This is a genomic window from Ferrovibrio sp., from assembly GCF_002796975.1.
GTDB lineage: Bacteria > Pseudomonadota > Alphaproteobacteria > Ferrovibrionales > Ferrovibrionaceae > Ferrovibrio.
The window spans coordinates 1-22,021 of sequence record NZ_PEKV01000003.1 but is presented as its reverse complement, the minus strand read 5'-3'; the positions used below and the strand labels follow the sequence as shown (position 1 = coordinate 22,021).

At 64.5% G+C, this 22,021-nt stretch carries 22 protein-coding genes and 1 tRNA gene; 14 read left to right on the top strand and 9 right to left on the bottom strand.

What is annotated here, in order from left to right; genetic code table 11:
* The first annotated feature begins 220 nt into the window (after positions 1–220).
* Complete coding sequence (locus tag CTR53_RS01730) at positions 221–1,249, top strand: amino acid ABC transporter substrate-binding protein (protein ID WP_290808871.1); 1,029 nt, start codon at positions 221–223, stop codon at positions 1,247–1,249.
* A gap of 113 nt (positions 1,250–1,362) precedes the next feature.
* Here the strand turns inward: CTR53_RS01730 and CTR53_RS01725 are convergent, their stop codons facing one another.
* Positions 1,363–2,499: a glycosyltransferase family 4 protein gene (locus CTR53_RS01725; RefSeq protein ID WP_290808869.1), complete on the bottom strand. Its 1,137-nt coding sequence runs from the start codon at positions 2,497–2,499 to the stop codon at positions 1,363–1,365.
* 186 nt (positions 2,500–2,685) lie between these two features.
* On the opposite strand from CTR53_RS01725, the gene CTR53_RS01720 reads away from it, so the two are divergent.
* From CTR53_RS01720 to CTR53_RS01705, 4 genes are all read left to right on the top strand, one after another.
* A complete protein-coding gene (locus CTR53_RS01720) occupies positions 2,686–3,942 on the top strand; it encodes a DUF2927 domain-containing protein (protein ID WP_290808867.1) in 1,257 nt (418 codons plus the stop codon).
* A gap of 97 nt (positions 3,943–4,039) precedes the next feature.
* On the top strand, positions 4,040–5,275 hold the full coding sequence (locus tag CTR53_RS01715; RefSeq protein WP_290808865.1) for a DUF2927 domain-containing protein: 1,236 nt from the start codon (positions 4,040–4,042) through the stop codon (positions 5,273–5,275).
* Positions 5,276–5,280: 5 nt separating this feature from the next.
* Positions 5,281–6,036: an alpha/beta hydrolase gene (locus tag CTR53_RS01710; protein WP_290808863.1), complete on the top strand. Its 756-nt coding sequence runs from the start codon at positions 5,281–5,283 to the stop codon at positions 6,034–6,036.
* The gene (locus tag CTR53_RS01705; protein WP_290808861.1) at positions 6,033–6,575 is read left to right on the top strand and encodes a GNAT family N-acetyltransferase; all 543 of its coding nucleotides are present in this window, start codon (positions 6,033–6,035) and stop codon (positions 6,573–6,575) included. The genes CTR53_RS01710 and CTR53_RS01705 overlap by 4 nt, the downstream gene beginning before the upstream one ends.
* Here the strand turns inward: CTR53_RS01705 and CTR53_RS01700 are convergent.
* Positions 6,536–7,402: an SDR family oxidoreductase gene (locus CTR53_RS01700; RefSeq protein ID WP_290808859.1), complete on the bottom strand. Its 867-nt coding sequence runs from the start codon at positions 7,400–7,402 to the stop codon at positions 6,536–6,538. The genes CTR53_RS01705 and CTR53_RS01700 overlap by 40 nt on opposite strands.
* 65 nt (positions 7,403–7,467) lie before the next feature.
* On the opposite strand from CTR53_RS01700, the gene CTR53_RS01695 reads away from it, so the two are divergent.
* The gene (locus tag CTR53_RS01695; protein WP_290808857.1) at positions 7,468–8,250 is read left to right on the top strand and encodes a tetratricopeptide repeat protein; all 783 of its coding nucleotides are present in this window, start codon (positions 7,468–7,470) and stop codon (positions 8,248–8,250) included.
* Here the strand turns inward: CTR53_RS01695 and queG are convergent.
* The 3 genes from queG to CTR53_RS01680 all read right to left on the bottom strand — a co-directional run bounded on the left by queG (position 8,247) and on the right by CTR53_RS01680 (position 10,410).
* Positions 8,247–9,302, bottom strand: a complete 1,056-nt coding sequence (gene queG, locus CTR53_RS01690; protein ID WP_290808855.1) for a tRNA epoxyqueuosine(34) reductase QueG — start codon at positions 9,300–9,302, stop codon at positions 8,247–8,249. The genes CTR53_RS01695 and queG overlap by 4 nt on opposite strands.
* Entirely contained in the window at positions 9,286–9,636 is a 351-nt protein-coding gene (locus CTR53_RS01685) for a RidA family protein (protein ID WP_290808852.1), read from the bottom strand. The genes queG and CTR53_RS01685 overlap by 17 nt, the downstream gene beginning before the upstream one ends.
* A gap of 105 nt (positions 9,637–9,741) precedes the next feature.
* Positions 9,742–10,410, bottom strand: coding sequence for a glutathione S-transferase family protein (locus tag CTR53_RS01680; RefSeq protein WP_290808850.1), 669 nt, complete (start codon positions 10,408–10,410; stop codon positions 9,742–9,744).
* A 60-nt stretch (positions 10,411–10,470) separates the two neighbouring features.
* Here CTR53_RS01680 and CTR53_RS01675 point away from each other — a divergent pair, with 60 nt between their 5' ends.
* The 3 genes from CTR53_RS01675 (at position 10,471) to CTR53_RS01665 (ending at position 12,794) form a co-directional block, all read left to right on the top strand.
* Complete coding sequence (locus CTR53_RS01675) at positions 10,471–11,112, top strand: glutathione S-transferase family protein (protein WP_290808848.1); 642 nt, start codon at positions 10,471–10,473, stop codon at positions 11,110–11,112.
* Between the two features lie 665 nt (positions 11,113–11,777).
* Positions 11,778–12,317 (top strand): SRPBCC family protein, encoded by a 540-nt coding sequence (locus tag CTR53_RS01670; protein ID WP_290808846.1) that lies wholly within the window; start codon positions 11,778–11,780, stop codon positions 12,315–12,317.
* A 12-nt stretch (positions 12,318–12,329) separates the two neighbouring features.
* Positions 12,330–12,794 (top strand): SRPBCC domain-containing protein, encoded by a 465-nt coding sequence (locus CTR53_RS01665; RefSeq protein WP_290808844.1) that lies wholly within the window; start codon positions 12,330–12,332, stop codon positions 12,792–12,794.
* Positions 12,795–12,810: 16 nt separating this feature from the next.
* On the opposite strand, the gene CTR53_RS01660 is transcribed toward CTR53_RS01665, so the two are convergent.
* Positions 12,811–13,152 (bottom strand): hypothetical protein, encoded by a 342-nt coding sequence (locus CTR53_RS01660; protein ID WP_290808842.1) that lies wholly within the window; start codon positions 13,150–13,152, stop codon positions 12,811–12,813.
* A gap of 96 nt (positions 13,153–13,248) precedes the next feature.
* A complete protein-coding gene (gene phhA, locus CTR53_RS01655) occupies positions 13,249–14,124 on the bottom strand; it encodes a phenylalanine 4-monooxygenase (protein ID WP_290808840.1) in 876 nt (291 codons plus the stop codon).
* 132 nt (positions 14,125–14,256) lie between these two features.
* Here phhA and CTR53_RS01650 point away from each other — a divergent pair, with 132 nt between their 5' ends.
* Positions 14,257–14,724, top strand: a complete 468-nt coding sequence (locus tag CTR53_RS01650; RefSeq protein ID WP_290808838.1) for an Lrp/AsnC family transcriptional regulator — start codon at positions 14,257–14,259, stop codon at positions 14,722–14,724.
* 49 nt (positions 14,725–14,773) lie between these two features.
* Here the strand turns inward: CTR53_RS01650 and CTR53_RS01645 are convergent, their stop codons facing one another.
* On the bottom strand, positions 14,774–15,706 hold the full coding sequence (locus tag CTR53_RS01645; RefSeq protein ID WP_290808836.1) for an N-formylglutamate amidohydrolase: 933 nt from the start codon (positions 15,704–15,706) through the stop codon (positions 14,774–14,776).
* A gap of 188 nt (positions 15,707–15,894) precedes the next feature.
* Here CTR53_RS01645 and CTR53_RS01640 point away from each other — a divergent pair.
* Positions 15,895–15,969: transfer RNA gene (locus CTR53_RS01640), tRNA-Val, on the top strand.
* Positions 15,970–16,001: 32 nt separating this feature from the next.
* Here CTR53_RS01640 and CTR53_RS01635 read toward each other — a convergent pair.
* Positions 16,002–16,898, bottom strand: coding sequence for a prolyl oligopeptidase family serine peptidase (locus tag CTR53_RS01635; RefSeq protein ID WP_290808834.1), 897 nt, complete (start codon positions 16,896–16,898; stop codon positions 16,002–16,004).
* 308 nt (positions 16,899–17,206) lie between these two features.
* On the opposite strand from CTR53_RS01635, the gene CTR53_RS01630 reads away from it, so the two are divergent.
* The 3 genes from CTR53_RS01630 to CTR53_RS01620 form a co-directional block, all read left to right on the top strand.
* Positions 17,207–17,425, top strand: coding sequence for a hypothetical protein (locus tag CTR53_RS01630; RefSeq protein WP_290808832.1), 219 nt, complete (start codon positions 17,207–17,209; stop codon positions 17,423–17,425).
* Between the two features lie 258 nt (positions 17,426–17,683).
* On the top strand, positions 17,684–20,056 hold the full coding sequence (locus tag CTR53_RS01625) for a methyl-accepting chemotaxis protein (protein WP_290808830.1): 2,373 nt from the start codon (positions 17,684–17,686) through the stop codon (positions 20,054–20,056).
* Positions 20,057–20,293: 237 nt separating this feature from the next.
* A partial coding sequence (locus CTR53_RS01620; RefSeq protein WP_290808828.1) for a HAMP domain-containing protein occupies positions 20,294–22,021 on the top strand: 1,728 nt, incomplete at its 3' end.

Below are 22,021 nucleotides of genomic sequence, written 5' to 3'. Positions count from 1 at the left end.
CGGACCTCCAAGGGGGCGCAGCCTAGCCGCCCTGCCCCCCCTGTCAAGCGCGTGCCCGGCCCCGCCGGCCGGTTTGCGGGCAGTCGGGCAGCCCGACTGCCGCTTTCGGCGCCAGCGACCGGCGACCGATACGAATCTGCTGGGTCTGGCGGGCAGAATATGCTGGCATGGACCTCGCATAACCGGGCGGATCAACCGCCGCAAAAAACAGGGGCAATCCATGCGTATCAGAATCATTCTCGCCGCCATGCTGGCCACCGCCGGCCTGGCCGCCACCAGCCCGGCCGCTTTGGCCGGCGCCACGCTCGATGCCGTCAGGGCGAAGGGCTTCGTGCAATGCGGCGTCAACGGCAGCGTTGCCGGCTTTTCCGCACCCGACAGCCAGGGCCTGTGGACCGGCATCGATGTCGACATGTGCCGTGCCGTGGCAGCCGCGGTGTTCGGCGATTCCAGCAAGATCAAATATACCGCACTGACCGCGCAGCAGCGCTTCGTCGCGCTGCAATCGGGCGAGATCGACGTGCTGACCCGCAATGTGACGCAGACGCTGCTGCGCGACGTGGCGCTGGGCCTGCGCGAGGCCGGGGTGAATTTCTACGACGGCCAGGGCTTCATCGTGAACAAGAAGCTGGGCGTGAAAAGCGCGAAGGAGCTGAACGGCTCGACCGTCTGCGTGCAGCCCGGCACCACCACCGAGCTGAACCTCGCCGATTACTTCCGCAAGATGAACATGACCTTCAAGGCGGTGGTGATCGAGAAGGTGGATGAAAACATCGCCGCCTTCAGCTCCGGCCGCTGCGATGTCTACACCACCGATGCCTCGCAGCTTGCCGCCGTGCGCGTCACGGCGCTCAATCCGCCGGATGACTACATCATCCTGCCCGAGCGCATCTCCAAGGAGCCGCTGGGTCCGATGGTGCGCCAGGGCGACGACCAGTGGTACCAGATCGTGAAATGGGCTCTGCTGGCGCTGAAGGAAGCCGAGGAACTCGGCATCACGCAGACGAATATCGACGGGATGCTGAAAAGCGACGACCCGGTGATCAAGCGCTTCACCGGCGTCACGCCCGGTTATGGCAAGGCGCTCGGCCTCGACGAGAAATGGGCCTACTGGATCGTCAAGCAGATCGGCAATTACGGCGAAAGCTTTGAGCGCAACCTGGGCAAGGGCAGCCCGGTGAAGCTGGAGCGCGGCCTGAACGACCTGTGGACCAAAGGCGGCCTGATGTACGCCATCCCGCTGCGGTAATGCCTCATAGTGTCATGCCCGGCCTTGTGCCGGGCATCCACGCCTTCTGTCTGCAAAAGAAAAGACGTGGATGGCCGGGACAAGCCCGGCCATGACATATGAGGGTGCTATTTTCAGTCGTTGTGGCTGGGAAACAGCAGGCGCGTGTAGACCCTGATATAGGCCTCGCACATCGCGTCCACCGTGAAATTCGCCGACACATGCTGTCGCGCGCGGGCGGAAATTTCCATGCGGCGCTCCGGCGTCAGGTGCAGCGCCTCGTCCAGCGCATCGGCCAGCGCCTTGGCATCGCCCGCCTTGACCAGCCAGCCGGTTTCGCCCGGCAGCACGGTTTCGCGCGAGCCGCCGTGATCGGTGGCGATCACCGGCTTGCCCATCGCCTGCGCTTCCACCGCCACACGACCGAAGCCTTCGGGGAAGGTGGAGGCCGAGACCACCACATCGGCCAGCATATAGGCCGCCGGCATGTCCTTGCCGTCGCCGGGGATGCGCACGCTGCGGTCCAGATGATAGTCGCGGATCAGGCCTTCGAGCTCGGCGCGATAGCCGTCGCGGCCCGAACCGAGCAGCACGGCGGTGAAATCCTGCCTGCCGTCATGCCGCTCGGCCAGGATCTTGAGTGCACGCAACAGAACAGTATGGCCCTTCCAGCGCGTCAGCCGGCCCGGCAGCAGGATCACCGGCAGGCCGTCGGTCAGGCGCCACTGCTGCTGCAGATTGGACATGCGTTCGGGATAGATGCGGCTGGGATCGAATTTGGCCAGATCGGTGCCGCGCGGAATGGTGACCAGCCGCGCGCGCGGCACGCCGAAGGCCTTGTTGGCGTAATCGGCGACGAAATCCGAGATCGCCACCACGCTGTCGCCCTTGGCCATCGGGCTGGCCCAGAGTTTCTTGAACCAGTTGTGCGACTTGTAGGCATTGTGAAACGTCGTGACGAACGGCACGCCGCAGCGCTCCGCCGCGGCGGTGGCCGACCAGGCCGGCGCGCGCGACCGCACATGCACCAGATCGACCGGCAGGCTGCGGATCAGCTCTTCCAGCCGCGCGGTGTTCTTGCGCATCACGAAAGGATTCTTGCTGTTGACCGGCAGCGTGATGTGTTTGGCGCCGGCGCGTTCCAGCTCACGCACCATCGGGCCACCGGCCGACACCACATAGGAGACCCAGCCGGCCTTGGCCAGCGCCTTGGCGGTATCCACCGTGCCACGCTCGACGCCGCCGGTGACTAGCGCGGGCAGCACCTGCATCACCGCCGGCGGTCTTCCCGAACTGGGCTGGTCTGCAGTAGAAATCGGAATATCTGACATCAAGGGCGCGCAAGGAGGGAGGGGCCAGTATAGGCCGCCTGCCGGGTAGCGCAAAGCCGCGCGGCTGGCAAGCCCGCCGGGCCCAAAGAGATGGCCAAAGAGATGGACGGGGTGAGGAATAAGACTGTGCGGCCTGTAAAAAGCCTGATCCGGCGGTGGTTCGCGACGCTGGCGCTGGCAGCAAGCCTGCTGCTGGCCGGCCTCGGCACGGCGGTCGCCCTGGTCGAGGCGCCCAGCCGCAACCCGACGCATGAAGACATCCTGCGCGGCTTCGATGCCAGTGCGCTGTCGGCGAGCCGCGAGGATGTCGCCTATGGCGGCAGCTACGACCCGGTCGGCATGATCGTGAAGTGGCAGACACCGATCGTCTACAAAATTGAAGGCCTGCGCTCGCGGCCCGAGGCCATCAACCTCGCCATTGCCACGCTGCAGCAGCAGGCCGCACTGGCCGGGATCGAGGTGCGGGCGGCGAAAGCGCCGAGCGAGGCCAACTACACGCTCACCTTCGGCAATGCCGCCGGATACAACATCGGCGACCGCAAGGCGGTCTGCTTCCTGACCTACAATTTCAACACCACCGGGCAGATGCAGTGGGCGAAGCTGCAGATCAATCTGGCGGCGCCCAGCCTGGAACGCTGCGTGCGGCATGAAATTCTGCATGGCTTCGGCCTGATGAACCATCCGCACCGCCTGCATTCGGTGCTGAGCTATCATGTCGGCGACCAGATGGCCGAGATGACCGAGGCCGATATCGTGATGCTGCGCAGCCTGTACGATCCGCGCATCCGGCCGGCGATGTCACGACTGGCGGCGCTGAGCATCACCGACAGCCTGATCGAAGCAAATCGCCGCAGCCTCAATCCGCGCGCCCCGGCGAAAACCGATGCCGCGCCGGTGCTGCGCGACGTCATCGCCGATCTCGACAAGGCGGCGGCGAGAGGAAACGTGCGGGCCATGATGTATCTGGCCGAAGCGGCCTGGCAGGGCTACGGCATGCCGAAGGATCCGGCGCGCATGACCGCCTGGATCGAGCGCGCCTCGGCCACCCCCGATGTGGTGGCGCGTTTCGATCTGGCGCATGCACTCTCCAGCGGACGCTACATGCCCAAGGATAGCACGCGCGCCGCAGCACTTTATCGTCGCAATGCCGAACTGGGCCATGCCGTATCGCAGAACAACTACGCGGTGATGCTGCGCGACGGGATCGGCGTGCCGGCCGATCCTGTGGCAGCGCTGAGCTGGTTCATTCTGGCGGCGCGCGGCAAGGTGGCCATGGCCGAACGCAGCCGGCGGGCACTGATGCAGAACCTGCCGCCGGCCCAGCAGCAGGAGGCTTTACGCCGCGCGGCGGCATGGCGGCCGGTGGCAGAGCCTCCCCGCTAGCCTGAATCAGAATATCCATCTTTACGGGAGTCTTCCAGAGACAGGGGTATTTACGGTAGCATCCCGGCAAATTCGGCGGCGAACTTTGGGGGGAAGCATGCGCGGATTTGGCGGGATCGCTGCAATTATCGGCCTGTCGGGATTTCTGGCTGCAACTGCGGTCGCGCAGACCACCGGGAAGAATCCTTCGCACGCCGACATCCTGCGCGGCTTCGACATAGCCGCCCTTTATGCCGACAAGTCGCAGGGCACCACAGGTTATGGCAGTGGCGCCACGATGACCGGGATTGTGGCCAAATGGACCCGGCCGGTCGTGTACCGCGTCGATGGCATGACTTATGACAAGGCGCGGATCGCGGAAACGATCGCAAGCCTGAAGCGGGTAGCAGCCATTGCCGGCGTTTCCGTCAGCGAAGGCACCGAAGCTACGGCCAACTTCATTCTCGTCTTCCGCAACACCGATAACCTGCGCTCCAGCAACGGCGGCAAGGCCGGCTGCCTGACATCGTGGAACAGCCATCAGTGGACCGGCGCGTTCAACCGCGCTGAGCTGCATATCAATCTCGGCACCAGGTCCGACCTGACGCAGTGCATCAACCACGAAATGCTGCATGCCTTCGGTCTGCGTGGCCATCCCCACAAGCTGCATTCGGTGATGAGCTATTACACCGTGCGCATAGTCTTCGATATGACTGAAGCCGATACAGTGATGCTGCAGACACTGTATGACGAGCGCATGAAACCCGGCCTGTCGCGGCTGGCGGCGATGGTTCTGGCCGACGGCATCATTGAGGAAAAACGGCGCGCACTGAATCCCGCCGCGCCGCCAAAAACCGACTCGACAGCGCTGTTCCATGACGTGATTGCCGATCTGGAAGTCGCAGCCAAGGCCGGCAGCGCCCGCGCCCTGTTGTCGCTGGCCGAGGCCTATCGTTTCGGACTCTCGCTGCCCAAGGATGAGGCCAGGATGCAGGCGCTGATCGCGCAGGCGGCCCAGCTGCCCGATGCCGCTCAGCGCTTCGACGTCGCCTATGCGCTGAATAACGGATATTTCGTACCGCAGGACGCTGCCCACGCGGCCAGCATCTACCGGCGCAATGCCGATGTCGGGCATCTGACCTCGCAGAACAATCTTGCCCTCCTGTTGCGCGACGGCAAAGGCGTGCCGCAGGACATGACCGAGGCGCTGATGTGGTTCACCATCGCCGCCGGAAAATATGATCTCGCCGAGCGCAACCGGCAGAGCCTGCTGCCCAAGCTGACGCCGGATATTCAGGCCGCGGCGCAGCAGCGCGCGGCGGCATGGCGGCCGGCGGCCGAAAGCGTTAGATAAGACGGATGAGCGATACCAGATTTCTAACCCGCCCTGACGGCACCCGCCTCGCCTATCACGCCACGCCGGCCCATGATCCGCACAAGCCCGGCATCCTGTTCTGCGGCGGTTTTCGTTCCGACATGACCGGCACCAAGGCGGTGGCGCTGGAACAGGCGGCGCAGCAGCAGGGCCTCGGTTATGTGCGCTTCGACTATTTCGGCCATGGCCAGTCGGACGGCAATTTCCTCGACGGCAGCATCGGCCGCTGGAAGGAAGACACGCTCAGCATCCTGCGCGAGATCTGCGGACCCGCACCGCAGATCGTGGTCGGATCGAGCATGGGCGGCTGGCTGGCGACGCTGGCAGCACTGGCGCTGCCCGACCGCACCGCCGGTCTGGTGCTGATCGCACCGGCGCTGGATTTCACCGAAGACCTGATGTGGGCCGGGATGACCGAGGCGCAGCGTGCCGTGCTGCTGCGCGACGGCATCCTGCGCGAGCCCTCGCAGTATTCCGACCAGCCTTACGAATATACGCTGAAGCTGATCACCGAGGGTCGCGATCACATGATCCTGAAGCCCGGCATCGTCTACGACAGGCCGGTGCGCATCCTGCAGGGTATGATGGATCCGGATGTGCCCTACCAGCATGCGGTGAAGACGGCCGCCGCCTTCCAGGGCGGCGATACGCAGCTGACGCTCTTGCGCGACGGCGACCATCGCCTGTCGCGCCCGCAGGATATCGAGCTGCTGGTCCGCACCGTGCTCGGCCTGACATGACAGTGCTGGAGACGGCGCGCGTGCGGCTGCGTCCGCTGCGGGTCGGAGATGCCGCGGCCGTCTCTGCCATGATGACGCCGAATGTCAGCCGCTGGGTCGCCACCTGGCCAAGCCCCTTCAGCATCGAGGCCGCCACCGAACGCCTGACCCGCGCCATCGCCGCCAACGACGCCGGCACCGCCTTCAGCCGCATCGCCGAGCGTAAATCGGACAACGCCGCGATGGGCTGGCTCGGCATCGCCGTGATCGATGAGACACAGCGTACCGGCAGCATGGGCTACTGGCTCGGCGAAGCCTTTCACGGCCAGGGCTATCTGAGCGAAATCCTGCGGCCATTTGTCGCCGGCGCCATCGCAGCCCTGCGCCTGAACCATCTGAATGCCGTCGCGCAGGTCGACAATGCCGCGTCGCTGGCAGCGTTACGCCGGCTCGGCATGCAGTTCGTCGAGCAGCGCATGGACCAGACGCCGATCCGGCCCGCGCCGGAACTGGTGGCCTTTTACAGGCTCGACTGCAGCGCCTTCAGCCCTTCGCGATAGGTCGGGTATTTCAGCGTCACGCCGAGGTCTGACTTGATGCGATCATTCCGCACACGGCGGTTATCGCCATAGAAACTCGCCGCCATCGGCGATAACTGCGCCTGTTCGAACGGCACGTCCGGCGGCGGTGTCACACCGAGCAATTCAGCGGCATAGGCCACCACATCCTGCGGCGGCGCCGGCTCGTCATCGGCAACATTATAGATCGCGCCCGGATCGGGCTGCGCCATCGAGGCCTGCAGCACCTGCGCGATATCCTCGACATGAATGCGGCAGAACACCTGCCCCGGCTTGTTGATGCGATGCGCGGTGCCGCGCCGCACGCCTTCAAGCTGGTTGCGGCCAGGGCCATAGATGCCGGCCAGACGAAACACATGCACCGGCACGCCCTGCTCAGCCTGCAGCCGCAGCCAGCCGGCCTCTGCTTCGGCGCGACGCCTGCTGCGTGTCTGGTTCGGGTTGACCGGGGTGGTTTCATCCACCCAGTTTCCATCGGTGTCGCCATAGACGCCGCTGGTGGAGAGATAGCCGAGCCATTTCAGGTTCGGCAGTTTCGCGATATCGGCGCCATGCCAGCGCAGCACGGCATCAGCGTTATCATCCGCCGGCACCGAGATCAGCAGATGCGTGGCCGGCAGCAGCACGGAGGCGTCGCTGAGCGGCGCCGCGCCATCGAAGACATGCGCGTCATACCCCAGCGCCGCAATGTCGGCGGCTTTCTCCAGGCTGCGGCTGGTGCCGATCACGCCCCAGCCCTGCGCATGCAGTTGCGCCGCCAGCACTTTGGCACTGAAGCCCATCCCGAAGCAGAAAAGGTTACCTGTCATTGCCGGATACATCCCGATGGCGCATGCCTTGCTTTTGCCACAGCGCCTCGCCACTCTGCCGCGCCATGATCTCTGCCATCAAGATAGTGCGTCCGGCGCTGTTCGCCAGCCTTCTGCTGACATCCCTGCCGGTGATGGCACAGCAGCCACTGCAGACGTCCACCGTGCTGCAGGATGCCGCCTATCAGGACTGCCTGTCGCTGGTGCGCCGCAATCCCGAGGACGGCTTTGCGCAGGCGCAGCTCTGGCAGGCCACCGGCGGCGGCCTGCCGGCGCAGCATTGCGCCGCATTGGCGCTGGTGGAAATGCGGCATTACGGCGATGCCGCCGACCGGCTGGAGAAGCTGCTGCCGCTGGCCGAGAAGCAGGCGCCGCATCTGACGGTGGCGATCCTCGACCAGGCCGCCAATGCCTGGCTGCTGGCCGAACAGCCGCAGCGCGCGAAGCAGCTGCTGGATATCGCGCTGAAGGCGGCGCCGGAAACCTCAGATCTGCTGATCGACCGCGCCGTGGCGCTGGCGGCGCAGAACGACTATGCCGCGGCGAAACGCGATCTGGATGTGGCTTTGCGCGTCGATCCGACCCGCGAGGATGCGCTGGCGCTGCGCGCCTCGGCGCGGCGGCAGACCGGCGACATGGCCGGCGCCATGGAAGATGCCGAAACCGCGCTGGCGATCCAGCCGCGCCTGCCGGAGGCTTTGCTGGAACGCGGCATCCTGCGGCTCAACAAGGGCGACAAGCCCGGCGCGCGGCGCGACCTGATCGAGGTGCGGCTGATCGCGCCCGACTCACCTGCAGCGATATCTGCCGGGCAATATATCGAGCAGATGGACGTGAAGCAGGATTAGGCTGCTTTCAGCCTTTTCAGCGCCTGCGCCGCCTGCAGGCGCACCACCTCGGCGGAATCCTGCGTCAGCTTTTCCAGCACCGGCCGCAGTGCCGGATCGCCGCTGTTGCCCAATGCGATACAGACATTGCGGATGAAACGGTCGCGCCCGACGCGCTTGACCGCGGTGGTGGCAAAGCGTTCGCGGAAACCGGCATCATCCAGCGTGGCCAGATCGCGCAGCAGCGGCGCATCCAGTTCCGGGCGGCTGTGCAGGGCGATCTCGCGCGCTGACGACGCAAACTTGTTCCACGGGCAGACGGCGAGGCAGTCGTCGCAGCCATAGATGCGGTTGCCCATCGCGCTGGCGAAGTCGTCGGCAATCACGCCATCATATTCGATGGTGAGATAGGAAATGCAGCGCCGCGCATCGAGCTGATAGGGCGCCGGGAAAGCCTGCGTGGGACAGATGTCGAGGCAGTTGGAACAGGAGCCGCAATGATCGGTCTCGGCCTCGTCTGCTGCGATCTCCGCCGTCGTCAGGATCAGGCCGAGAAACAGCCAGGAGCCGAAGTCGCGCGAGACCAGATTGGTATGCTTGCCCTGCCAGCCGATCCCGGCCGCCACTGACAGCGGCTTTTCCATCAGTGGTGCGGTGTCGACAAACACCTTCACCTCGTTGCCGGCCTGGCGATGCAGCCAGCCGGCCAGGCTTTTCAGCTTTTTCTTGACGACGAGATGATAGTCGCGGCCCTGCGCATAGACCGAGATCGCGGCGCGGTCCGTCTGCGCCAGCACGTCGAGCGGATTGCGTTCGGGACCATAGTTCAGGCCCAAAGCGATAATACCGCGCGCCTCGGGCCACAGCGCATTGGGATGGCGGCGGCGTTCGGCTTTCTCTTCCAGCCACTGCATGGCGCCGTGGCGCTTGAGCGCCATGAACTCGTCTAATCGCTGCGCCAGTTCGGGGCCGATGCGGTCGGCCGATGTGAAGCCGACCGCATCGAATCCTTCCGCCAGCGCCTGCTGACGGATCAGTTCCTTCAGGTCGGTTGTATCAACCGATCGCGGCAATGCAGGCGATCTCGACCTTGTAGTCCGGCGCCGCCAGTTTCGATTCCACGGTGGCGCGCGCCGGCGTGTTGCCCTTGGGCACCCAGGCATCCCAGGCCTTGTTCATGTCGGCAAAGGTGGACATGTCGGCGAGCCAGATGTTGGTCGAGACGATCTTGGTCTTGTCGGTGCCGGCTTCCTTCAGCAGGCGGTCGATCTGGCCGAGGATCTGCTCGGTCTGGCCAGTGACATCGGCTTTCGGATCGGCGGCAACCTGGCCGGCGAGATACACGGTGTTGCCATGCACCACGGCCTGGCTCATGCGGGGACCGACATCGATACGGCGGACGGACATGGGAAGTGCTCCTTCTTTCTCTCTTTTTGTCATGCGCGGACTTGATCCGCGCATCCCATTCAAATGGGACCCTCGGGTCAAGCCCGAGGGTGACGGGGTGGGGGGTCAGAAATCCAGATCGGCGTAATGCTTCGGCGGCGGCAGGCCGGGAATGTGGTCGGCCAGCAGCGGGCGGAAACTGGGCCGCGACTTCACGCGGGCATACCAGTCATGCGCGCCGGGATGATCGGCCCAGGGAATGTCGCCGAGATAGTCGAGGCAGCTGACATGCGCGGCGGCGGCAATGTCGGCGAGCGAGAAGTCGTCGCCGGCAAGCCAGTTGCGGCGTTCGGTGAGCCAGGCGATGTAGTCGAGATGGAGCTTCATATTCTGGTGCGCGATGCGGATCACGGAAGATTCCGGATGCCCCATGCCCATGAAACGCTTCATCACCTTTTCATAGACCAGCGGCTCGGAGACTTCCGGCCCGAATTTGTGATCCCACCAGGCGACCAGCCGGCGCGTCTCGGCGCGGCTCGGCGGATCGAAGCCGATCAGCATCTTGTTGGGATAGACTTCATCGAGGTATTCGCAGATCGCCTGGCTGTCGGCCAGCGCGCGGCCGTCATGCTCGACCAGCACCGGGCCGGTGCCGCTCGGGTCCATGGCGAGGAATTCCGGCCGGCGCTCCCACAGCTTCTCGACCTCAAGGTCGAATTCCAGCCCCTTCTCTTTCAGGAGCACACGGACCTTGCGGGACTGGGGGGAAAGCCAGAGATGGTACAGCTTGCGCATGGCGATGGAGTCTAGTCGTATTCGGAGCAATGAAAAAGCTGGAGAGGACAGCGAATCAGCATGTTGAAAATCTGGGGCCGCGCCAGTTCTGTCAATGTCCAGAAGGTTTTGTGGGCGGCCGACGAACTGGGCCTGCGTTACGAACACATCACCGTCGGCGGCAAATACGGCGGCAACGACACGCCGGACTACCGCGCGATGAATCCGAACGGCCTGGTGCCGGTGCTGCAGGAGAGCGACGGCAGCGCGCACTGGGAGAGCAACAGCGTGGTGCGTTATCTCGCCGCCCGCTATGACGCCGAAGGTCGCGGCCTGTGGCTGGCCGATCCGGCCGCGCGCAGCCAGGCCGACCGCTGGATGGACTGGGCGAGCAGCCTGATCGGCGAGCCGATGCGCGCGCTGTTCTGGGGCTTCGTGCGCGATCCGGTGCATGCCGACCTGAATGCCATGGCCAAAGCCGAGACCCAGGCGGCCGACTACTGGGGCCGGCTGGATGCCCACCTGACCGCCAATATGGAGAAGGGGCGGCCCTTCGTGGCCGGCGACCGGCTGACCATCGGCGACATCCCGGCCGCCTGTTTTCTGCAGCGCTGGCTCAACTTCCCGATCACCCGGCCGCATCTGCCGCATCTGCTGGCCTGGCATGCCCGGATGACCGCACGGCCGGGCTATCAGGCCCATGTCATGCCGCCGATGGAATAGACCGGGGTGGCCTCAGACAGGGTTTACGGCTGTATCCACTTTCACGCAAAAGCCGGTTTTGACCCGGTTTTGGCTGGAAATTTGGTCTGAAACGGGGTGATTTCGACAAAAACAGCCTTAAAATGCCATTCCAAACGCGCCTTGACGGGGGTTTTTGGGCTGCCGGGTCGATTTTCTCCCAAAGTCGGGGCGTTTTACCCCCTCAGACACTCAAAATCGCCGGTCCTACCCCTTTGCGGCCGGCTGCGGCCGGCAGGCTGTGGGCCAGGACTGCCATTGAAATCTGTCAGCGGATATGTTATTATTCCTATAACTGAGAACACGCGTTCTGCATTATACGGGCTGCATTCTCAATGGCTCGCCAGGGCCGGACTGCCGTCGCTCTTGGACATCGTGGATCGGAAAATCAATGACTTGGCACGCAATGCCAAGGGTTTAGGTGGGATTTAACGGGACGAAACAGGCCGGAACAGGCTCAAACAGGCTCAAACTGGCTCAAACAGGACGGAACTGGCCTCGAACGGGATGGAACGGGCTCCCCACGGGACACAACAGGCTGCCGGTTTCCATCAGGGCCGCCCTGCCCGAATTTTTTCTGTGCCCTGTCGGCTGGAGGCAGGCCCGGCCGTCCTTGGGACATGTCCCATCCCCAGCAGGAAAGTCCCATGCTCAAGATCGCTCTTATCGGTGTTGCCGTAATTCTCGTCGGCATCGCCGGCCTGCTGGCCTATGCCTCGACCAGGCCCGACACCTCCCGCATCGCCCGCGCCGCCCGGATCGAGGCCGCGCCGGAGCGGATCTTTGCCCTGATCAACGACCTGCCGGCCTGGCAGTCCTGGTCGCCCTACGAGAAGAAAGACCCGGACATGCAGCGCAGCTTCACCGGGCCGGCCGCTGGCCTCGGCGCGCAATATGCCTGGGCCGGCGACAGGACGATCGGCGAAGGCCGCATGGAGATCGTCGAGAGCACTGCGCCCTCGAAGGTCGCGATCCGGCTCGAATTCCTGAAGCCCTTCCAGCATATCGCGCTGGCGGAATTCACCCTGCAGCCAGACCCGAACGGCGCCACGACAGTGACCTGGGCGATGACCGGCCCGGCGAATCTGATCAGCAAGGTGATGAGTGTGTTCTTCAACTTCGACAGAATGATCGGCGGCGACTTTGAAGCTGGCCTGGCCGACCTGAAAACCCTTGCAGAGAAATAAGGAGAACCCGCCATGTCAGACACTGACAAGACACCCGATCTGGTGCTGAACCGGGTGTTCAACGCATCCAGCGACCGCGTCTTCCGCGCCTGGATCGATCCGCAGCTGCTGGCGCAATGGTGGGGGCCGCAGGGCTGGACCGCGCCGGTCTGCGAACTTGATCCGCGACCCGGCGGTGCCTGGCTGGTGCATATGCGTTCGCCCGAAGGCCATGTGCAGGTGATGGGCGGCACGTATCATGAGATCGAGCCGGCTGCGAAAATCGCCTATACGACCTTCGTGAAGGAGGGCGAACGCTTCATGGTGGAAGGCCTGCATGTCGTGACCCTTGAGGCATTGCCCGACGGCAGGACGAAACTGCGAATGGAAACGACATTGCTGCAGCTGGCGCCCGAATGGGAATCGGCACGCCATGGCGGCATGCAGGAGGGCACGAATTCCAGCCTCGACAAGCTGGAGGCGATGCTTACGGTTTAGCTGCGTTGTCGCCCGTTCAGTCGCGACTGCCGCTGCCGGTCTGCGGCAGCGCCGTGCCCGGCGAGGCGATCAGCGCAAACGTCAGCAGGGCCGCCGTCGAAAGCGGACGCGGCGCAGCCTGCGTCGTCGTCCCGGACTTCGCCGGCTTCACGGATGCGACAGCAGGGATCACCGCAGTTGGCGCGGCCACCGGCGCAATGGCGACATCATGATGATGGAGATCGCAATCCGCCATCGGTTCGCCCATGGCGAGCGGCGCGCGCGTCGTCCGGTCGTCATCCTCGTCGGCGTGTGAAACCGTCGGCAGGGCAGCGAACAGCAGCACCGTACCGGCAAGCACCAGCAGATCGGTTTTCATGGCAGCCATCCCGCACAGGGTGAATGACAGCGCGACAATTCTGGGCGACAACCCTGGGCGGCCTCAAAGGTTCCGTGACAACTGCGCGGCCGCGATTCAGGCGTCCGCCGTATCGCCCCAGCCGCCGTCCGTCGCGTTCAAAGTGCCGCGCGTGACCACGTCATCCTGCGGTGCGATATCGGCAGCAGTGAAATCCGGCTGGCCGCGCAGCTGCGCATAGAGCGGCGTGAAATCCGGCCGCGTCGCGTTGAACAGGTCGTCGAAGCTGCGGATGACGAAATAGGTCTTCTGGAACGTGTCGATGCGGTAGCGCGTGCGCATCACCCGCATCAGGTCGAAACGGATGCGGTTCGGCGCCGGGCTGTCGAGACAGAAGATACTCTCGGTTTTCGACGAGAGAATGCCGCTGCCGTAGATGCGCAGGTCGCCGTTCTTCTGTTCGATCAGGCCGAATTCCACCGTGTACCAGTAGAGCCGCGCCAGATGATGCAGCGCGTTCAACCCCGCCGCTTTCAGCCCGCCTTTGCCATAGGCCTGCATGTAATCGGCGAAGACCGGATTCATCAGCAGCGGCACATGGCCGTAGATATCGTGGAAGCAGTCGGGTTCCTGCAGATAGTCGAGCTGCGCGCGCTGGCGGATCCACCAGGTGACCGGAAAGCGGCGCGCGGCGAGATGGCCGAAGAAGATGTCGTCGGGCACCAGGCCCGGCACGCAGACGATGCGCCAGCCGGTCGCCTGTTCCAGCACATCGGACAGCCGCTCGAAATCCGGCACGCCGTCTGAGGCCACGCCCAGCCCTTTCAGGCCGGCGAGGAACTCGTCGCAGGCACGGCCGGGCAGCAGGGCCGCCTGGCGGCGGAACAGGTCGCGCCAGACCGCATGGTCTTCAGGTGTGTAGCGGTCGCGCGGCTGGTCATGCGTGTGGTCGGGGCGGATGACGAGATCGTCGTATCGGGCGGCGAGGGCCATGGCAGACCTCCGGGATTTCGATTTCCCGCAAGGATATCGCGCCGCAGCCGCAAGAACCCTGCATCCCGCAGAATAAGGCCGTTATATATGCAATAATCTGGCGATTATTCGGATTTTATGCCAGAATGATGCATGGCTGCCGACCTGGATGTCTTCGACCTGCGCCTGCTCAGTGCCCTGCAGCGCGACGGCCGCGCGCCCAATGCGGCGCTGGCCGAAACCGTGGGCCTGAGCGCCAGCCAGATCAGCCGCCGGATGGCGCGGCTGGAAGCGGACGGCGTGATCGCCACTTACGCGGCGCTGCTCAAACCCGACGCCGTAGGCCTGAGCGTGCTGGCCTTCAGTTCTGTCTCTCTGGAGCGCCAGGCCGAGGCGATGGACGGGTTCGAAGCCGCCGTGCTGCGCTTCCCCGAAATCCTCGAATGCTATTCGGTGACCGGCGAGCAGGATTTCGTGCTGCGCATCGTGGCGCGCGACCTCAAGGCCTTTGCCGATTTTCTCTCCGACCGGCTGCTGCGCGTGCCCGGCGTGCGCAGCGTGCGTTCGAGTATCGTGCTGCACACGATCAAGCAGACGACGGCGCTGCCGCTGCCGGGATAAGCACCTCTCATTATCATGCCCGCTTTCGCGGGAATGACGAGATCGAAAATCACCCCTGCAGGAAATCCGGCGTCGCCGACGCAATCAGCAGTTCGATCAGGCCGGTCATCGCGCGCTGCACGCGGGCAAAGCCCGCCGACTTCACGATCTTCGCCTCGTCCATGTAGAGATCGCGATTGATCTCGAGCTGCAGCGTGAAATAGCTCTGGTCGCGGCGCGCGTAATGCTGCGTGATATAGCCGCCGGCATAGGGCTTGTTGCGCGCCACGCCGAAGCCGCAGGAGGCGAGATAGCCTTCCACGCGTTCGACCAGCCGTGCGGGACAGGAGGTGCCGTGGAAATCACCCAGCACCATATCGGCGCGGCGCTGGCCGGCATCGGGCATGTTGTTGCCGCCGACGCTGGGCATCGAATGGCAGTCGAGCAGCAGGGCCACGCCATGCTGCGCCCTGGCGTCGCGCAGCAGCTGCTCCAGCATGTTGTGATACGGCCGCCAGCAGGTTTCGACGCGGCGTTCGGCTTCGGCGAAGGGAATCTTGCTCTTGTAGATTTCCAGGCCGCCGGCAACCACGCGCGCGATCGTGCCCAGGCCGGCGCCGATCTTGCTGCTTTCGGTGACCACATGCGGCGGCAGCGGCGTATCGAACATGCCGGGATCGAGCTCGTAGGCCGAGCGGTTCGGGTCGCAATAGGCGCGCGGGAACAGCGCCTCCAGCAGCGGCGCACCCCGCGAAGGCCCGTCGATATAGAGTTCGTGGATGAAGGCGTCTTCCGAGCGGCGCAAGGTCAGCGGATCGAGCTGGCTGTAGGCCTTGAAGCTGGCCGGGTAGATGTCGCCCGAATGCGGCGAGGACAGCACCAGCGCGCTCGCCGCCCCCTGGTAGCCGACATCGACCGGCCGCGTCACGCGGAGCGGCGGATCGGCGGGAAATTCCGGGTCGGGCCGGAAAACGCGGGCTTTGATCGGGGCGCTGCTTGTCATCGAAACCTGGGAACCGGGCCGGCCGGGGCAATCTGGCCGGAACTGTGACTGGGGCAATCAGGGGGAGAATATGCGGCATCCGGGGGAGGCTTGCCAACCGGCCCGTCAGCCATTAAAAGCCAGCCGGTCCGGTCGACCCCCGGACTTTCCGCCCCGAAACGGCTTCGCCGGCGGTCATTGCGCGTAATGGGCGGTTAGCTCAGCGGTAGAGCACTACCTTGACATGGTAGGGGTCACAAGTTCGATCCTTGTACCGCCCACCACGCGCCTTTCCCCCAAGACCATATCGAGACGCCTATCGGCCGGCGATGAAATGCTCGACCAGCGGGCCCCAGATCGCAGCAGCACCGCGCCCGTTCATGAAGCCATGGCCATCCTTGCCCCAGGGCGGCAGCAGATGGAATTCCGACTTGCCGCCGGCCGCCGTGTAGCGCGCATGCATGGCGCGCGACATCTCCGGCGCGAAGAAGCTGTCATTCTCGGTATAGATCCACAGCGTCGGCAGGCGCGCGGTCTCGCCATACCTGCCGGCACCGGCGACCAGGCGGTCCGGCACGCAGTTGGTATTCGGGCGATTGCCGGCCCAGCCGCCGCGACCGCCGGCGAAATTGACGATGGCGACAACGCCCCGCGGATTGCGGCTGCTGTAGGCGAGACTACCCCAGCCGCCGGCCGACTGGCCGACGATCACCGTGCGTCCCGGCCGCACATAGGGCAACTTCTCCAAGTATCGCACGGCGGAGTCCATGTCTTCCGCAGCCGGCAATCCGCCGCGATAGAAATCGGGATTGTTGCAGCGGCCGTATTCTTCGAGCCACGGCCCGCCGGTTTCGCCATAGCCGCGCCGCATCGGCATCGCCACGACATAGCCGCGCGCAAGGAACCACGCGGCCGATTCTGAGTCGCAGGCATAGGGCTTCATGGCCGGACGCTGGCCGGCATTGGCCGGCGAGCCGTGATTGAGCAGCATCAGCGGCGCCGGTTTGCTGTCGGGGAATTTGTCGGCCGCGGGACGGCAGATCTGCGTCACCAGCACCCAGCTCGGTGGCTTGTCTGCCAGCGATGGAATCCAGTGGATCTGTCGCCGCCATGGTCCCTCCGGTGTGCCTTTCGGTCCGGGTTCGAAGGGCTGCGCCCAGGATGACTGCGCGGCCAGCACAATCAGCACCAGCACCATGCAAAGTCTGATCATCGCGGCACGCTCCCCCTCACATCCCGCGCGAGTTTAGGCAAACGAAGCTTGGCTTACTGCATTTTTTCGCGCGCAGGGTGATATAAGACCAAGCTCAACAGCAGCCCCCGCGAGTACATCCTTGGGGGTTATTCGCGGGGAAAACGCCGGAAAACCAGCTTTTTTATTTAGATAAAATTAAGCATACTGAACCGACAGTCGGCGAGCGCGGTGGGGTGCGGGGATTGCGGCGTCGAAACAGGGGGAAAGCAGGGCATGTCTGACAATGCTGTTGCGTCGCCGGCTCGCTTGCAGGCGGGGCCCGGGTTATGAATCTTGAAGCGGCGATTCCGATCGGCACTGTTTTTCTTGAATGCTCGCGTTTTGTGCCGCGGGCGGCTCAGGCGCGCTGGCGCGTCGAACGCATCGTATCTCTGCCCAACTTGCCGGAACATGCGGCGATCCGCAAACTCGAACCCGGCGGCGGAGAGCGTCTGATCACATTGCAGGCGCTGGCGCAGAGCGGCAAATACGCGCGCGAAAACTAAAGAATACCGCTCTGCGTTTGCGGCGGCGCATCGTCGCAGCCCTATCCTGAATCCTGAGAGTCGCACGCCATCACGCGTGGCGATGCCACGCGACAGCAGCATCTGCTCCGTAAGCAGAATATTTTTCGCGGCAACTCGTCATCCTTAGGGGCATCGGAAAATACAGGGCCGGCAGGATTTTATCTGTGCCCGACGCCACCGGTTATGCAAACGTAACTCCAGTTACATCGTGCGACACGTTGTGAACTGGGGAAAACAATGCTGAGCCGCCTGCCGCTCGTCACCAAAATCGCTCTCGTCACCGCCATCCTGATCGTGCTGACCGCGCTGGGCGTCGGCGGCGGTGCCGTCCTGCAGATCCGCAGCGAGATCGCCAGCCAGGTGATCGACCGCCAGAACAACAGCCTGCGCACCATGGCCGTGCTGGTGAAGAAAGCCTTCCCCGATACCAGATTCGAGATCGATGCGCGGGGCCGCGTCGGCCGCGTCGTGATGACGTCGATCCCGGATTTCACCAGCCATGAAATGATCGACGAGATCGGCAGGGTGACCGGCGAGACGGCAACGCTGTTCCGCTGGCAGGATGCCGAGCAGGACTTCTTCCGCAAGACCACCAACATCATCCGCGACGACGGCCAGCGCGCCGTCGGCACCGTGCTGGGCAAGGCGAGCGCCGCCTATGCGCCGGTGGCGGCCGGCCGTACCTTCCTCGGCGAGGCGGTGATCCTCGGCAAGCCCTACTATACCGGCTATCACCCGGTGCACGATCCGAACGGCAAGGTGATCGGCATCCTCTATGTCGGCGTGCTGAAGACCAATATCGAAGCCTTCGTCGACAAGATTAACTGGCAGGTGCTGCTGGCCGGCGTGATCTCCGTGCTGGTCGGCGTGGTCATCGCCATCGTCGTCACCCGCAAGCTGCTGCGGCCGCTGGGCGAGATCGCCGGCTGGACCGAGCGGCTGGCGCAATACGAAATGAATGTCGAGATCGGCCATCGTGAGCGGCGCGACGAGATCGGCACGCTGGCGCGTGCCGTGCAGGAACTGAAGAATACCTCGCTCACCGCCGCGCGCGCCCAGAGCGGTCTGGAGAATGTCACCACCAATGTGATGGTGGCCGACGGAAACAACACGATCGTCTACTGCAACAAGTCAGTGCTGGAGACGCTGCGGCGTGCGCAGGACGACCTGCGCGAGGATCTGCCGCATTTCGATGCGGATGACCTGATCGGAAAGTCGGTCGACATCTTCCACAAGAATCCGGCGCACCAGCAGAAACTGCTGGCCACTCTGACCAGCACCTACCGCACCCGCATCACCGTCGGTGGTCGCATCTTCGACCTGATCGCCAATCCGGCGCTGAACCAGCGCGGCGAGCGCGTCGGCACCGTGGTGGAATGGGCCGACCGCACCGAGGAAGTGCGGCTGGGCAACGAAGTGGTCGCCCTGGTGCAGGGCGCCACCGACAAGGGCTTTGCCGAGCGCGTCGATCTCGCCGGCAAGAGCGGCTTCATCCGCGCACTCAGCGAAGCGATCAACACCATGTCCGACAAATGCCAGGCGATGACCGGCGAAATCGCCCAGGCGATCGGCGCGATGGCACAGGGCGACCTGACCGGGCGCCTGGACAAGGACTATCCCGGCATCTTCGGCCAGCTCAAGACCGGCGCCAATGCATTGTCGGAACGCCTGCGCGATTTCGCCGGCCGGCTGGCCGATACCTCGCGCACGGTGCGCGATGCCTCGGCGGAAATCTCGACCGGCAGCCAGGATCTGGCGCAGCGCACGGAATCGCAGGCCGCTTCCATCGAAGAGACCGCGGCGTCGATGCACGAGATCACCACGACTGTGAAGCAGAATGCCGACAACGCCCAGGCCGCCAACCAGCTGGCCGTCGCGGCGCGCGACACGGCCGAAAAGGGCGGCAGCGTGGTCAGCGACGCCGTCACCGCGGTGACGCAGATCGAAGCCAGTGCGCAGAAGATCAGCGACATTGTCGGACTCATCGATGAGATCGCCTTCCAGACCAATCTTCTTGCGCTGAATGCTTCGGTGGAAGCCGCGCGTGCGGGCGAAGCCGGCAAGGGTTTCGCCGTGGTGGCGCAGGAAGTGCGTGCCCTGGCGCAGCGGTCTGCCAATGCCGGCAAAGACATCAAGGCGCTGATCACGGAATCGAATGCGCAGGTGAAGACCGGTGCGGCGCTGGTCAACCAGACCGGCGGCTCGCTGACCGAGATCGTCAATGCCATCAAGAAGGTCAGCGACATCGTCGCCGAGATCGCCGCCGCGTCGCGCGAACAAGCCACCGGACTCGACCAGGTGAATACCGCCGTGGGCAGCATGGATGAGATGACCCAGCGCAACGGCGCACTGGTGGAGGAAACTTCGGCCTCGGCGCAGGCGCTGGCCAATCAGGGCCGCCAGCTGGCCGAACTGGTCGGCTTCTTCAAGTTCGACGGCAGCGGCAGCATGGCCATGTCGCCGGCGCCGCGTCCGGCGCCGGCTGCGGCGCCAGCGAAACCTGCCGCCACACCGAAATCTGCCGCCACGCCGGCCGCCAGACCCGCAACGGTTGCAGCATCGCCCGCGAAGCCGAGCGTTGCCGAAGAGAACGACTGGCAGGAATTCTGATTGGAATTCCAGAGTTAAACCGATGTGGCCGGCCTGCATTTTTTGTCGGCCTGCCGCTCGTGCAGCCAGCGCGTAATCCCGGCGTAAATCAGACCCGCCAATACTCGTAATACCTATAGGTGTGCTTTAACCATGTTTTGACGCTGGCGGTTCATCTTCGGCGGCGAAATGAGGGTTGCACCCGTCATTATGCGGGCGCAGTGTGGTGTTCAGTGGGGTTAGAGGGGGAGCGCAAGAATGCGTTTCGGTATTCGTCAGAAACTTCTTCTGGCTGTGGGTGTGATCGCCGCCATGGCGGTGATCTCGAGTCTGGTTTCGTTCGGATTTTTCGGCCAGGTGCGCAGCGCGCTCGGCCTTGTGACAGACCGCAGTCTGCCGGCAGTGACGGCGGCACTGACATTGTCGGCGCAGAGCGCTGATGTCGCCGCCTCCGCGCCGGCGCTGGCCTATGCGACCAACGATGCCGAACGCGCCACCTCCATCTCGGTGCTGAACGGCAAGCTGGAGCAGATCAAGCGCACGCTGAATGAAGTGAAGGCGACCGACGCACCCGAGACGCTGCGCCAGGAAGCCGAAGACTCCTTCGGCCGGCTGGCCGATGCGATGGAGCGCATCGACGGCGCCGTGAAGGAACGTCTGGCGCTCAGCGCCAAGCGGCAGGCGCTGACCAAGACGATGACCGACAACCATGCCAATTTCCTGTTCCTCGCCCAGCCGGCGGTGGACCAGGCGGTGATGGACATGACGATGGAATTCGAGCTGGTGTCGCGTGCCACCGGCCAGGGTGCGTCGGAAATGATCCAGAGCATCCTCGACAAGCAGGTGGCCGGCGCCCGCGCCATCCAGGATCTTGTCGCCAAGACCAACCTGAGCGTCGGCATGCTGGCGGTGGCGGCGCAGGCCGACAGCCCTGAAACCGTCGAACTGATCCAGGTCGACAACATCAACACCAAGGCCGAGATGCTGCGCGGCCTCGATACCGTGATGGCGATTTATCCCAACAAGGAAATCGAGGACATGGTGAACGGCATCGCCAAGGTCAGCGAGGGCGAGGACGGCCTGTTCTCGATCCGGCGCATGGAGCTGGCCGCCACGCGGCAGGCTCTGGCGGCGCTGACCGAGGGCCGTTCGGCGACGCTGGCGCTGTCGGATGCGGTCGCCCAGCTGGTCGCCGCGGCCCGCACGGATGCCACGACCTCCTCGCAGGCCTCGATCTCGGCGATCGACATCGCGCAGATCGTCATGGCATCAATCGCGATCTTCTGCCTGATCGCCGCCATCGGCATCGGCTGGCTCTATATCGGCCGCCGCGTGATCGACCCGATCGTCGCCACCACCGGCACCATGGACAGGCTGGCCAACCGCGACTGGACGGCGCAGGTGGTCGGTACGGAACGCGGCGATGAGATCGGCGACATGGCGCGCGCCGTGCAGGTGTTCAAGGATCAGGGCCAGGAAGCCCAGCAGCTGCAGGAGCAGATCGAAGCCGACCGCAGCCGCTTCGAGGCCGAACGCAAGGCACAGGAAAGCCTGCTGAAGAGCGCGGTGGGCGAGATCGTCGCGGCAGCCAATGCCGGCCGCCTGAGCGAACGGATCGACACCAGCCGCATCGAAGGCGTGATGCAGGAGCTGGGCGAGGGCGTCAACACGCTGCTCGGCACCATGGAGCGCGTACTGGACGACCTCGGCGACATGCTGCACAAGCTGGCCGATGGCGACCTGACGCATCGCATCCGCAGCCAGTATCAGGGCCTGTTCGCCGAACTGGCCGGCGATGCCAACCAGGTGAGCGACCGCCTGTCGGATACGGTGAAAAAGCTGACGGAATCGGCAGCGCTGGTGCGCGATGCCTCGGCGGAGATTTCGACGGGCAGCCAGGACCTGGCGCAGCGCACGGAGAGCCAGGCGGCGGCGCTGGAGCAGACGGCGGCCTCGATGCACGAGGTGACGGCGACGGTGAAGCAG